The organism is Rhizobium sp. NFR07, assembly GCF_900111905.1.
GTDB lineage: Bacteria > Pseudomonadota > Alphaproteobacteria > Rhizobiales > Rhizobiaceae > Neorhizobium.
In genome coordinates this window covers 283,643-296,316 of record NZ_FOKM01000003.1, presented here as the reverse complement: position 1 = coordinate 296,316, position 12,674 = coordinate 283,643, and the positions used below count along the sequence as shown (strand labels likewise).

The following is a 12,674-nucleotide window of genomic DNA, read 5'->3' as shown; positions in this document are numbered from 1 at the left end:
CCGTGATTTGGCGCTAGATTTCGAAAGATAGTAAGGCATCCTTAGTATTCAGGAGGTGGGTCCATGGCCTCGTCCCTTCACGACCTTTTCGGAAAAATCATCAAGAATGGCATACTTACTGTCCGGGGCTCCGGCGGAGAACAGCGCTACGGCGGCGGGGGAGGCCGGTCGGTTGCGATCCGTTTTTCCGATGAAGCTGCGGAAAAGGAACTCCTCGGTGACCCGCAGCTGAAGCTCGGCGAACTCTATATGGACGGCCGCCTTCGTGTCGAAGACGGCGACATCTACGATTTCCTCGCGCTCATCAAGGACAACACGCTTTCGGAAGGCCTGACCTTCGGCATGATCGTCCACGGTATCGGTCGCATCATCGCCTCGCAGTTTCGCAATCGCGTGCCGATCAACCACAATCGCAGGAACGTCGCGCATCACTACGATCTCGACGAGAAGCTGTTTTCGCTCTTCCTCGACGAGGACTGGCAATATTCCTGCGCCTATTTCAACCCGCCCGGCATTTCGCTGGACGAGGCGCAGGTTGCCAAGAAGCGCCATATCGTTGCCAAGCTCCTGGCCGCACCCGGCCAGAAGGCGCTGGAGATCGGCTCCGGCTGGGGCGGCATGGCCATGTACCTGTCTGAATCCTCGGGCGTCGATGTCACCGGCATCACGCTGTCGACCGAGCAGCTGAAGATCTCCCGCGAGCGCGCCGCCAGGCGCGGCCTTTCCAATAGCGTCCGCTTCGAGTTGCAGGATTATTATTACCTGCCACCGACCAAAAGCTATGACCGGATCGTCTCCGTCGGCATGTTCGAGCATGTCGGCCGGCTGAACTACCGCAAGTTCTTCAACAAGGTGAACGACGTGCTGGCCGATGACGGCGTCATGGTGCTGCACTCGATCGGCCAGCCCTATCCGGCGATCTACAACAATCCCTGGATCGAGAAATACATCTTCCCGGGCGGCTATATTCCATCGATCGCGGAAGTCATGCCGGCGATCGAGAAGGCAGGCCTGCTCGTCTCCGACATCGAGATCCTGCCGATGCACTACGCCTACACGCTGCGCCACTGGCGCGAGCGCTTCATGGCCAACCGCGACAAGGCGGCAGCGCTCTATGACGAACGTTTCGTGCGCATGTGGGAATTCTATCTCGCCGGCTCCGAAATGGCCTTCACCCACGAGGCCTTCCACATCTTCCAGATGCAGATCGTCAAGAAGCGCACGGCGGTGCCGGACAATCGAGACTACATCTACGAGCGCGAGGCGGAACTCAGAGCCTTCGAAGAACGCCGCCTGCCGCTGGATAAGATCGCGGTCTAATCGTTGGGATCTTCTGCATCGAGGCGGATCCCCTCACCAACAAAATCTAAGACTTGGCTTTCGCTAAGATCTTGATTTTGTAACCTCTCCCACAAGGGGAGAGGTAGACTCGCGGATGGCGCGGCGGAGTTATCTCTCCCCCTGTGGGAGAGAAAGCGATTTCAACATCTTAGCTTTAGCTAAGTGTTAGAAGTCGCAAGTGAGGGGATGCAGACGGAGCGCGCAGTCTAGCCGCTTGCCACCAACTTTGATCAGCGTTCTGCTCACCGCTTGACCGCCCGCTTTTCCCGGCGCTAGAAACTCGGCCATGATGACGAACGTTCCCGATTTCGGCGCCCGCGTGGCCGACGCACCTTCCGACAATTTTGTCTATCGCATCCTGCCGCGCGCCGCCTGGCCCTATGCGCAGCTTGCCCGCTGGGACCGGCCGATCGGCTGGCAGCTACTGATGTGGCCATGCTTCTGGTCGGTCGCGCTGGCGGCCGATGCCGCGCCCGACGATCTCGATCTCTCCTTCGGCACGGTCCTCTTCTATCTGTTCCTGATGTTCGTCGGTTCGGTCGCCATGCGCGGTGCCGGCTGCACCTATAATGACCTTGTCGACCACAAGATCGATATGGAAGTGGCGCGAACCCGCTCGCGGCCGCTACCCTCCGGCCGGGTGTCCCGCTTCGGGGCAAAGACCTTCATCGCGCTTCAGGCGTTAGTCGGCCTGCTTGTCCTGATACAGTTCAACGCGTTTTCCATCGTCCTCGGAATTGTCTCGCTGGCGGTGGTCGCGGTTTACCCCTTCGCCAAGCGGTTCACCGACTGGCCGCAGTTTTTCTTAGGCTTGGCCTTCTCCTGGGGCGCGCTGATGGGCTGGGCGGCGATCTTCGGGGCGCTTTCATGGGCAGCGATCTGGCTTTACATCGCAGCCGTCGCCTGGACGATCGGTTACGACACGATCTACGCCTACCAGGATATCGAGGATGACGAACTGATCGGCGTGCGATCCACGGCGCGGCTGTTCGGCGACAATGCCAAGCCCTGGCTGGTCGGCCTCTATGGCGTCACGCTTCTTCTGCTGTTGTTTTCCTTCATCGCGGCCGGCGCGGGCTTCTTCGCATATCTGGGCCTGATTGCGGCGGCCATGCTGCTTGCCTGGCAGATCCTGATGCTCGACATCAACAATCCGGCCGATTGCCTCAGATTGTTCAAGTCCAACAACCGTGTCGGCGCCATCCTCTTCGCCGGTCTGATGCTGTCGCTCATTCTCTGACGTAAAAGCCCGGCGCAGACGCCGGGCTTTCCATCGCGGTATCGTCGGGAGAGGGACAAACAACTCCTAGCGACGGGCGATGATTTCCTTGCCTTCGATCTTCATGGCGACGCCGAGGCTGCCGGTCGTGCGGCGAACCAGGAAACGCGGCCGTCTCGCGGCGAAATAGGAATGGCGGCGGCGGGGACGCACTGCCTGGGTACGCACGTCGCCGAGATGATTTTCCAGCGGACGGGCAATGCCGTCGGCCTCGACCATCAGCATGGGAATGCGGAAGGCGTCGGACCAGCTGCGCCAGTCGGCCGCGATGTCGCACAGGTCATGGGCGACGAGCAGCGGAATGCAGAGATCCGGATCTTCATGATGGAGTTCAAGCGTAACGGTAACTTCGCCGTCGCCATGATCGATGGCGCGGGCGGCAACCCCTTTGAAGGCGCGAGCCGGAAGGGCGAAGGAAAGCGGCAGGCCGCTACCCGGAAGGATCTTGCGCAGCACGGCGCCGCGCTCGTCGATGGTGATCGTGACATCTCCTGATGTCTCGCGCAGCGCGTAAGTGACTTGCTGCGGAAAGCGAGACGGATCGAGCCTCAATGTCGACCCTGCCCATTCGGGCTTCAGAACGGTTTTGCTCATCTCGTATGCTACCCTTGTTTTACCTGAGAGCCGTTTCCGGTTTCCCATCGGGACTTTTGTCCTCTGATGGGCTCACAATAGGCGGGCGCTGTATGAGACTGCTTAAAAATCGCGGTTAAGGAAAGTTTGCCGCCCCAGATGGTTATCAAATGCGGATCGATCGCGGTTTCCGAAGGGTGAACAGGATGCTGTCATCGTGCCGCCACGGCACATCCTTGGCGGCAGGCGAGAGCATCGAAAAAGCCCCGGGCAAGGCTCGTCAGGCATGATTGCGCCAGCACAGGAATACGTGGGGCGCTTCGCATGGTTTCGACCTATCTCAGCTTTGATCTCGTCAACCGCGACATGGCATCCAGCCTGAAGCGGGTTTCGAGCCAGACCCAGGTCGCCAACGATCAGGCCTATTACCAGGAGAATATTGGCAAGGTTAAAAGCGTCGACGAGTTCCTCGACAACTACCGGCTCTATAACTTCGCCATGACCGCCTATGGTCTGGGCGAGATGGCCTATGCCAAGGCCTTCATGAAGCAGGTTCTGGAAAGCGACCTCTCCGACGACAACAGCTTCGCCAACCGCCTGACCGACGAGCGCTACACGAATTTCGCCGCCGCGTTTAACTTCTCCGTGTCCAGCTCGACGACCGCCGTCGCCCAGTCCGAGGGCCAGATGGAAGACGTCTTCGACCTCTATAACGCGCAGATTTCCGCGCTGGAGGACAAGACCGAGGAGGATACCCGCTACTTCAAGGTGATGATGGGCACGAACGGCTACGTCACCAATGTCGATCAGTTTCTCCGCAACGACGAGCTGCGCAACTACATCTTCAATGCATACGGGATCGACGGCCAGTATTACAATTACACCGCCGTCCGCGGCGCGTTGACCAGCGATCCGAACGATCCGGACAGCTATTACAGCAAGACCTATGGTGTACAGCTCGACAGCTACAACGCAGCCAAGACCGAGCATGCGGAACTGGGCGAACGTGTCAGCGCCAAGGACGCGATTGCGGACTACCAGGAGTCGATCGCGCTCGGTCAGGAGCAGAAGGCCAGCTACCAGCAACAGATCGATGCCAAGCAGCAGGAAATGAACAGCGGCGGGGATCAGCAGGCCCTGCAGGCGGAAATCGATGCGCTTCAGGTTAAGCTGAATGAGACCGAGGAACTGATCGCCAGCGACCAGGCATCCATGGAGGCAAAGCAGGCGCGCTACGATGAGCTGAATGCAACGCTGGTGCCGATCGAGCAGACCGATGCGCGCCGGGCCGAGCTGGCAACCGTGATGAGCGGATATTCGTCGAGCAGCATGGCCTTCTACGAGCAGATGAAGAAGCTGGCCGAGGACTTCCAGTTCAATGCCGACGGCACGGTCCCCGCAACCGGTGCGCTCAGCGACGACAAGATCCAGGAAATCGTCGGCAACTACTTCGCCTCGCAGGGCCGCGTTACCCATGCCGAGGCGATGTTCAACCAGGAATATTTCGAGAGCAAGATCGGCACCTTCACCAATGTCTCGGACATGCTGGCCGATGACCGCATCTATCAATATCTCCGCGGTGCCTTCGATCTTGACGAAGCCTATGTCGTCAAGTCGACGCTGGACCAGATTCTGACCAGCGATCTCTCTGATCCAACCAGCTACGCGAATTTCTACGGCGCCGATCGCCCGCAATATCTGGAGCTCGCCAAGGCATTCAACTTCAACACGGACGGTACGGTTGAAGCCGGCAATGCGCAGACTGATGCCCAGACGACGACCACGCGCAACAACTACATGTCTCGCTGGGACGACAAGCAGGAAGAGGACCTCGACAAGTCCATCGGCTTCTACAAATCGGACATGGCCTCGATCGAGACCCTTGACGATTTTCTCAGCGCCGATGCCAAGACGACCTACGAATTTGCCCTGAAGGCGGTCGGCATCGATCCGGACAGCGTTTCCAAGTTCAAGGTCCGGAGCATCCTGCAGAGCGACCTTTCCGATCCCAACAGCTATGTCTACCAGCTGAAGGACGAGCGTTTCGTCTCTCTCGCCAAGCTGTTCAATTTCGACAAGGACGGCGACGTGACGGTACCCGTGCTCGCCCAGTCGAACGCCAGCATCACCACTGTCGCCAAGGACTATATCCTGCGTCAGACGCGGTTCCTGGAAGGCGACGAGCTGAAGGCTGCCAAGGCCAAGGCGGAAGAGGACAGCAAGTATTACACTGACGCGATGCAGCGGATCGACACCCGCGACCAGTTCCTCGCCGACCGCCAGCTGATCGATATCGTGCTGGTCTCCAAGGGCATCGATCCAGAGACGGTCACCGACGACTTCATCAAGCAGATCTTCACGTCGGATCTCAATGATCCGGAAAGTTACGTCAATACGCTTGACGACAAGCGTTTTGCCCAGATCGTCGGCTCCTTCAACTTCGATGCCGACGGCGAGATCGATCGCTCCAAGGGCGGCGGTGCACAGAATGGCGGCCAGACGGCGGCGACCCAGTCCATGTATTTGAGCCAGCTTCTGGAAACGGAGCAGGGCAACGACAATGCCGGCGTGCGCCTTGCGCTCTATTTCCAGCGCATGGCCGATACGATCACCGATCCCTACGTCATCCTCGGTGACGACGCCCTCGCTGAATTCTTCCGCGTGACCTACAGCCTGCCGACCGAATTCAGCAACATGGACGTCGACAAGCAGGCGGCCGTCGTGGAGAAGAACCTCAACCTCGAGGATCTCTCCGATCCGGTGAAGCTGAAGAAGCTCGTCGAGCGGTTCACCTTCATGTACGATATCGAGAACAATTCCGGGGCGACTTCACCGGCGGTCAGCATCCTGAACGGCAGCAGCGCAACGGCCGGCATCAGTGCGGACACGCTCTGGGCGCTGTCCCAGCTGAGCACCCGCTGATTGTTTCTAGCCTGGAGCAGTTTCGCGTCAGGAACTGCCTAACATCAAAGGATTAGAGCGATTTCGCGTTTCGAAGAAAAGCGGACACGCTCTAATCGCCGCTATTCTTCTTTTCCGCCGGTGTGAAGCCGGGGTCGATATGGCCTGACAGCCAGTCGAGATCGTCCTCGGCGGCAGCACGCATCGCGGCCTCCACCCGGCGATAGCGCTTCAGCATTTCCTGGCCGAACTCCGTCAAACCAGCGCCGCCACCGCCTTTGCCGCCGTGGCGGGTGAAGATCGACGGCTCGCGGAACATCCGGTTGATCTCGTCGGCCAGGAGCCATGCACGCCGATAGGACATGCCGATCGAGGCGCCCGCGGCACGGATCGAGCCATGCTTTTCAATCAACTCCATCAGCTGCGCCTTGCCCGGCCCTAGCCTGACGCCGATATCGAAATCGATGCGGATCGTCGCCTTGCGGATATGGGTCATGCGGAGGTGCCGGGAACGTTGATCACCTTGCCGGGGTTCATGATGCCGGCCGGGTCGAAGGCGGCCTTGATCCGGTACATCAGCTCCATCTCGATCGGTGAACGGATATGCGCGAGCTCGTCCCGTTTCAGCTGGCCGATGCCGTGTTCGGCCGAGATCGACCCGCCGGAATCAAGGACGATGCCGTGGACGATCGCGTTGATCTCGCGCCAGCGATCGAGGAAGGCCTGTTTATCCGCGCCGACTGGCTGCGAGATGTTGTAGTGGATATTGCCGTCGCCGAGATGGCCGAAGGCGCAAATCCGGGCGCCGGGCATGGCGGCCAGCACCGCCTTCTCCGCTTCCGCCATGAAGGCCGGAATCTTCGAGACCGGCACCGAGACGTCGTGCTTGATCGATCCACCTTCCGGCTTCTGCGCATCCGACATGCTCTCGCGCATGTGCCAGAGCGCCTTCTGCTGGGCGACGGAGGAGGCGATCACCGCATCCTCGACGAGGCCCGCCTCGACACCCTGTTCGAGCAGGGACTGCACCATGACGCTCGCCGTCTCGGCGCTGTCGGAGGTCGAGATGTCGATCAGGGCATACCAGGCATGCGGGCCTTCCAGCGGGTCGCGCACGCCGTCAATATGGCGGGTGGTGAACTCGATGCCTATCCGCGGCATCAGTTCGAAACCGGTCAAAGCGGTGCCGCAGAGCGTCGAGGCCTTTTCGAATAGATGCAGCGCATCGTACGGCGATGCGAGGCCGGCAAGCGCCACCTGATGACCGACCGGCTTGGGAAAGAGTTTCAGGACAGCGCCTGTGATGATGCCGAGCGTGCCTTCCGCGCCGATGAAGAGGTCGCGCAGGTCGTAGCCGGTATTGTCCTTCTTCAGCCGGCGCAGACCGTTCCAGATCTCGCCGGTCGGCAGCACGACTTCCAGCCCGAGGCAGAGCTGCCGCATGTTGCCATAGGCGAGCACGGCGGTGCCGCCGGCATTGGTCGAGAGATTGCCGCCGATCCGGCAGGAGCCTTCCGAGCCGAGCGACAGGGGAAACAGCCGCTCGACCTTTTCGGCCGCGGCCTGCACGTCGGCCAGGATCGCGCCGCCCTCGGCAACCAGAACATTGGCGACCGGATCGACGTCGCGGATCTTGTTCATCCGTTCGAGCGAGACGATGATGTCCTGTCCGCCCGTCCGCGGGGTCTGGCCGCCGACGAGCCCTGTATTGCCGGTCTGCGGCACGATCGGCGTGCCGGTTTCGCTGGCGAGTTTCAGGATGGCGGCGACTTCCTCCGTCGAGCCGGGTTTCAACAGAAGCGGCGACGAGCCCTTGTAGAGACCGCGATTCTCGACGAGATGCGGCGCGAGATCTGCTACATCCCGAAGCGCATGTGCCTCGCCGACGATTGCTGCAAAGCGGTCGAGCAGTTCGGGCGCCACGACCGGCAGATCCGCCGCATTATCCATTTCAGGTCTCTCCATCCCTCGGCGCCGCGGCGCGTGCCAGCCTGTCGTTGATCGCCTCGCCAAGTCCGTCCTCGGGAATGGCGGTGATCGCGATCCGCCGCGCGCCGCTGGCATCGGCACGCTTCAGGTATTCGAACAGGTTTGCAGCCGCTTGTGCAAGGTCTCCCGAAGGGCTGAGATCGAGATCGATCGCCGCCGTCTCGATGCCGGGGATCCTGATGCCGCCAAGGCGGATCAGCGCCTCGCCCGGTTCTACCGATCGCGCGTTGAGGCGCACGGCGGCACCCGGAGCATAATGCGATGCGAGCATGCCCGGCGCCTCGATGATCGCGGCAGGTCCTTCGCGGCGCTGAACATCCTGCCCGACAGCTTTGGCAATATCGTCTGCCGCAAGCCCGCCCGGCCGCAGGAGCAGGATCGCACCGGTCTCGGGATCGACGCGCACGATGGTCGATTCCACGCCGACCGGTGATGAGCCACCGTCGATGATCAGTTTCAGCTTGGTCCCGAGGTCGTCCATCACATGCCGCGCGGCGGTCGGGCTGATCTTGCCCGACGTATTGGCGCTCGGCGCGGCGAGTGGCCTGTCGAAGGCGCGGATGAGATCGCTGGCAAAGCCTTCGGGGCAGCGCAGTCCGACCGTTTCGAGACCGGCGGTCGCCAGCGGATGGATCGGGCTGCCTGCCCTGAGCGGCAGGATGATGGTCAGCGGACCTGGCCAGAAGGTTTCGGCAAGCCGCCGCGAAACGGGATCGAAGACGGCATAACGCTCGGCCATGGCGATATCGGAGACGTGGCAGATCAGCGGGTTAAACCGCGGCCGACCTTTCGTTTCGTAGATCCGCGAGATCGCATCGGCCTGCGTCGCATCGGCGGCAAGGCCGTAAACCGTCTCTGTGGGGATGGCGACGGGAAAACCTTCGCCGAGCACGCGGCTCGCCTCGCGGATTGCGCGTTCCCGTTCCTGCCTGCTGTCGATGATCTCGGCCGTCATGCCGTCGTCAATACAGCGGGAGAGGGCCGGTTCAAAGCTTTTTGATTATGTCGCGGACGGCGGCGTCCGGCGCGCCCAGCATCAGCACGTTGCGCATCGCTTCGCGCGGGTCGCCGGTGCGGAACAGAAGCCCGTTCTTGCGGAACCTGCGGTCGATCTTCGCCCCTTCGCCGGCCTCGCCCTCGACGGCGACGGCGAAATACATGCGCGAGCTCGTCGGGTTGATGCGGGAGAAGAATTCCTCCTCGTCGCCGATGTCGGAGGAGAAGTTGGCGATATAGAATGACCAGCTCACCATGTTGTCCGCCGCGAAGAAGGTGCGAGCGGCCGTGACATGGCAATAGCCGAGATGCGGGCTGCCATCGAGCGTGCGGTGGAAGATGAGCTTCGGCAGGGTGATCAGGCGGTGGAAATTGTTGAGGCGCGCATGGGTCGTCTCGCCCGCCGCTTCCAGCTTGCGGCCGGTCTGCTCGGCAACTTCCTCATGGCTGAGATAACGACGTTCGTCCGGCAGGGCAGGTGGACGCGGCCTGGAGATTTTGCCGGTGCGGAGGAATTCAGAATGCGCATTGCTCTTGGAGGGCGGCGGCGCAAAACTCGGCTGCCTGTTGACCTCGTAATACCGCATCTGTCCTGGCATCTGCGCGGGCCTTCCTCGTGGATTCGCAGGCGATTCTATTAGCGAGATCTTAACAACGGGTTTCACCGGCTGCCATTGTGTTCCGGGATCGCAAGACGGCCTCGTCGCCAATGCAGTGTCCGATGTCGCAATGTCGCCTATGCGACAGGGTGTCCTGCCGCTTAAATGGGAGCAAGCTCATGGTGCCGCCTTGCTAGGGAAGGTGGAGAATTGGGAAGCCGGCGGGTCGATGAGATCCAACCGGCGCTGCCCCCGCAACGGTGGTGGAGTTTGAGGCATGGCGTAAGCCACTGGGACAGAGCCGAACGGCCGCCCGGGAAGGTGCCATGCAGTTCCGAAAGGGACAACTCCTCAGCCCGGAAACCAGCCTGAGCCGTAGTTTAGACCGGTCGCGGAGGGCGCTCGGGACGAGAATGGGCGGGGAAGCTTCCCGCCGGCTTGTCCATGCCCTGTCCGCTTGCTTGATTTGCGAGGAAGCACATGGACATTCATAATCAGGTTCTGCGGCAGCTGAAGAACCGTCGCGAAGGCTTCAGCCTTGAGCAGCCCTTCTACATCGACCAGGATTACTACAAGCTCGATCTGGAGATGATCTGGTATCGCGACTGGCTGTTCGTCGGCCATGACTGCGAAGTCGAGAAGGCCGGCCAGTATTTCACCCTGCAGCTCGGCGACTACCCGATCCTCGTCATCCGCACCCGCGAGGGCGATATCCGCGCCTTTCACAACACCTGTCGCCATCGCGGCCATCGTGTCTGCACCAAGGAGACAGGCTCGGCCACCCGCCTTGTCTGTCCCTATCACCAGTGGACCTACCAGCACGACGGCTCGCTGATGTCGGCCCGCCACATGGGCGAGGATTTCGACAAGAAGAAATTCGGCCTGAAGCCGGTCCACTGCCAGGTCGTTGCCGGTTACATCTTTGTCTGCGTTGCCCAGGAGGCCCCTGATTTCGCGCCGGTTCGCGCCACCGTGGAACCCTACATGGCGCCGCATCGCCTGTCGGAGACCAAGGTCGCCGCCAAGAACACCATTGTCGAGAAAGGCAACTGGAAGCTCGTCTGGGAAAACAACCGCGAGTGCTATCACTGCGCCGGCAATCATCCCGAACTATGCCGCACCTATCCGGAAGCGCCGACCGCAACCGGTGTCCAGGGTGCCGGCGACGATCCGTTCATTTCCGAACACTGGAGCCGCTGCGAGGCCGCCGGCCTGCCGAGCACGTTCAACATGTCGCCGGACGGTCAGTTCCGTGTCGCCCGCATGCCGCTCGTCGAGGATGCCGAAAGCTACACGATGAACGGCCGGCCCGCGGTCCTCAGGTCGCTCTCCGACGACGTGACGATTTCCCATATTGGCACGATGCTGCTCTTCCATTATCCGACGACCTGGAACCACATGCTGGTCGACCACGCGATCTCCTTCCGCGTCATCCCGATCGGACCGGAGGAAACGGCCGTCACCACGACATGGCTGGTCCACAAGGATGCGGTCGAAGGCGTCGACTACAATGTCGACGAACTGACCCATGTCTGGAACATGACCAACGACCAGGACCGCCAGATCGTCGAGGAAAATGCCTTCGGCATCCGCTCGCCGGCCTATGAGCCGGGCCCGTATTCCGAGGCCCATGAAGGTGGTGTCATGCAGTTTGTCGAATGGTATTCGAACTTCATGATCGACCGGCTGCAGGGCGACGAGAGCAAGCTTTACGCTGTCGCCTAAGTCTTTCGGGCATAGGGAACAAATCGGGGTGTCTTTCGTTGTAGACGGCTAGTCTACATAAGGAAACACCCCGAATGACCGCATTTCGCATGCGCCTTGCTACTGCGCTGACGGCCGCTGCTGTGCTCGCTTCGAGCTTTGTCCCGGCTTCCGCAACGCCCGTTTCGCCGATGCCGGTCCCGGCGGCGGCTTCCTCTGCCAGCTCTGCCGGTCAGGTGACTGAGGTCCAGTTCCGCCATCGCGATGAGCGCCGCCACTATCGCCATGACCGCCGCGTATATCGCGAAGGCTATTACAATGGCCATCGCGGTTATCGTGAGCGTCGTCGCGGCTATCGTTACCACAACGGCTACTGGTTCCCGCTGGCCGCGTTTGCGACAGGGGCCATCATCGGCGGCGCCGTCGCAAGCCCGCCGCGTGCTTCGGGTGGCAGCCGTCACGTCCAGTGGTGCGCCGACCGTTACCGGACCTATCGCGCATACGACAACACCTATGTCTCGAGCCCGGGCGTTCGTCGCTCGTGCAACTCGCCTTACAGGTGAGCCCCTGTCGGTGAGCTTTTGACCCGGCCGGATCCGCGGCCGGGCCTTTGATGATCCCGCTGTTAATCGGCGGTTCAGGATGAAAATCCTAGCCTCCTGGAGAAACGGGATCATCATACCGGCGATCATCGGCGCATCGGGCGCCATCTGGTCGCAACAACCACGGAATGGAGAATATGAAATGACTCTGTTCAAGAAACTCGCCGTTGCTGCGGTCTCCGCGGTCGTTCTGGCAGGTTCGCTGGGTTCGGCCCAGGCGCTTCCGCTGCCGGCCGTGCAGAACGCACCTGTGGCCTCCGATGTGACCAACGTCCAGTATTACCGGCACTATGGCGGCCCCCGCCGCGGCTGGGATGGCCCGCGCCGTGGTTATTACGGCGGTCCACGTCGTGGCTGGTATGGCGGCTATCGCGGTTATCACGGTTATCGTGATGGCTACCGCCGTCACAGCGACGGCTACTGGTATCCGCTGGCGGCCTTCGGCGCCGGTGCGATCATCGGCGGCGCGATCGCGGCACCGCGTTACGTCGAGCCGGCACCCGCGCCGGTCTATCGCAGCGGCGGTGGCCTCAATCCGCGCCACTACGAATACTGCGCCGGGCGTTATCGCTCGTATGATTCCTATTCGAACACGTTCCAGCCCTATAACGGCCCGCGCCAGCAGTGCTACTCGCCCTACTATTGAGGGTCCGGCTTCCGATAAAGGCCTACTGGAACAAGACAAACCCG

At 61.2% G+C, this 12,674-nt stretch carries 11 protein-coding genes and 1 riboswitch; of the genes, 6 read left to right on the top strand and 5 right to left on the bottom strand.

The features are described 5' to 3' along the window. Nucleotides 1–63: 63 nt before the first annotated feature. Nucleotides 64–1,320 carry an SAM-dependent methyltransferase gene (locus tag BM216_RS08370; protein WP_092997800.1) on the top strand — a complete coding sequence of 419 codons (1,257 nt, stop codon included), beginning with the start codon at nt 64–66 and terminating at the stop codon, nt 1,318–1,320. Between the two features lie 310 nt (nt 1,321–1,630). Further along, nucleotides 1,631–2,581 carry a 4-hydroxybenzoate octaprenyltransferase gene (gene ubiA, locus BM216_RS08365; RefSeq protein WP_092998498.1) on the top strand — a complete coding sequence of 317 codons (951 nt, stop codon included), beginning with the start codon at nt 1,631–1,633 and terminating at the stop codon, nt 2,579–2,581. Between the two features lie 66 nt (nt 2,582–2,647). Here ubiA and BM216_RS08360 read toward each other — a convergent pair whose 3' ends face one another. Next, nucleotides 2,648–3,214 (bottom strand): DUF6101 family protein, encoded by a 567-nt coding sequence (locus BM216_RS08360; protein WP_092997797.1) that lies wholly within the window; start codon nt 3,212–3,214, stop codon nt 2,648–2,650. Nucleotides 3,215–3,517: 303 nt separating this feature from the next. Between BM216_RS08360 and BM216_RS08355 the strand changes: the two genes are divergently transcribed. Then, nucleotides 3,518–6,115 (top strand): DUF1217 domain-containing protein, encoded by a 2,598-nt coding sequence (locus tag BM216_RS08355; protein ID WP_092997794.1) that lies wholly within the window; start codon nt 3,518–3,520, stop codon nt 6,113–6,115. 91 nt (nt 6,116–6,206) lie between these two features. Here BM216_RS08355 and BM216_RS08350 read toward each other — a convergent pair whose 3' ends face one another. Genes BM216_RS08350 through BM216_RS08335 form a run of 4 tightly spaced genes read right to left on the bottom strand, consistent with a single transcriptional unit; the run spans nt 6,207 to nt 9,666 of the window. Continuing rightward, a complete protein-coding gene (locus BM216_RS08350) occupies nt 6,207–6,590 on the bottom strand; it encodes a winged helix-turn-helix domain-containing protein (RefSeq protein ID WP_092997792.1) in 384 nt (127 codons plus the stop codon). Next, complete coding sequence (locus BM216_RS08345) at nt 6,587–8,044, bottom strand: FAD-binding oxidoreductase (protein ID WP_092997789.1); 1,458 nt, start codon at nt 8,042–8,044, stop codon at nt 6,587–6,589. The genes BM216_RS08350 and BM216_RS08345 overlap by 4 nt, the downstream gene beginning before the upstream one ends. 1 nt (nt 8,045) lies before the next feature. After that, a complete protein-coding gene (locus BM216_RS08340) occupies nt 8,046–9,038 on the bottom strand; it encodes an L-threonylcarbamoyladenylate synthase (RefSeq protein WP_092997786.1) in 993 nt (330 codons plus the stop codon). A gap of 31 nt (nt 9,039–9,069) precedes the next feature. Beyond that, nucleotides 9,070–9,666 (bottom strand): DUF6656 family protein, encoded by a 597-nt coding sequence (locus tag BM216_RS08335; protein ID WP_092997783.1) that lies wholly within the window; start codon nt 9,664–9,666, stop codon nt 9,070–9,072. Between the two features lie 175 nt (nt 9,667–9,841). Then, a riboswitch (cobalamin riboswitch) is annotated at nt 9,842–10,065 on the top strand. Between the two features lie 93 nt (nt 10,066–10,158). Between BM216_RS08335 and BM216_RS08330 the strand changes: the two genes are divergently transcribed. The 3 genes from BM216_RS08330 to BM216_RS08320 all read left to right on the top strand — a co-directional run bounded on the left by BM216_RS08330 (nt 10,159) and on the right by BM216_RS08320 (nt 12,630). Continuing rightward, on the top strand, nt 10,159–11,403 hold the full coding sequence (locus BM216_RS08330; protein WP_092997780.1) for an aromatic ring-hydroxylating oxygenase subunit alpha: 1,245 nt from the start codon (nt 10,159–10,161) through the stop codon (nt 11,401–11,403). Between the two features lie 74 nt (nt 11,404–11,477). After that, nucleotides 11,478–11,945 carry a BA14K family protein gene (locus BM216_RS08325; RefSeq protein WP_092997777.1) on the top strand — a complete coding sequence of 156 codons (468 nt, stop codon included), beginning with the start codon at nt 11,478–11,480 and terminating at the stop codon, nt 11,943–11,945. Nucleotides 11,946–12,126: 181 nt separating this feature from the next. Next, a complete protein-coding gene (locus tag BM216_RS08320) occupies nt 12,127–12,630 on the top strand; it encodes a BA14K family protein (RefSeq protein WP_092997774.1) in 504 nt (167 codons plus the stop codon). Nucleotides 12,631–12,674: the final 44 nt, after the last annotated feature.

Coding starts and splice junctions, on each gene's coding strand:
- BM216_RS08370 (WP_092997800.1), top strand. CDS start 64: ATGGCCTCGTCCCTTCACGACCTTTTCGGAAAAATCATCAAGAATGGC.
- ubiA (WP_092998498.1), top strand. CDS start 1,631: ATGACGAACGTTCCCGATTTCGGCGCCCGCGTGGCCGACGCACCTTCC.
- BM216_RS08360 (WP_092997797.1), bottom strand. CDS start 3,214: ATGAGCAAAACCGTTCTGAAGCCCGAATGGGCAGGGTCGACATTGAGG.
- BM216_RS08355 (WP_092997794.1), top strand. CDS start 3,518: ATGGTTTCGACCTATCTCAGCTTTGATCTCGTCAACCGCGACATGGCA.
- BM216_RS08350 (WP_092997792.1), bottom strand. CDS start 6,590: ATGACCCATATCCGCAAGGCGACGATCCGCATCGATTTCGATATCGGC.
- BM216_RS08345 (WP_092997789.1), bottom strand. CDS start 8,044: ATGGATAATGCGGCGGATCTGCCGGTCGTGGCGCCCGAACTGCTCGAC.
- BM216_RS08340 (WP_092997786.1), bottom strand. CDS start 9,038: ATGACGGCCGAGATCATCGACAGCAGGCAGGAACGGGAACGCGCAATC.
- BM216_RS08335 (WP_092997783.1), bottom strand. CDS start 9,666: ATGCGGTATTACGAGGTCAACAGGCAGCCGAGTTTTGCGCCGCCGCCC.
- BM216_RS08330 (WP_092997780.1), top strand. CDS start 10,159: ATGGACATTCATAATCAGGTTCTGCGGCAGCTGAAGAACCGTCGCGAA.
- BM216_RS08325 (WP_092997777.1), top strand. CDS start 11,478: ATGACCGCATTTCGCATGCGCCTTGCTACTGCGCTGACGGCCGCTGCT.
- BM216_RS08320 (WP_092997774.1), top strand. CDS start 12,127: ATGACTCTGTTCAAGAAACTCGCCGTTGCTGCGGTCTCCGCGGTCGTT.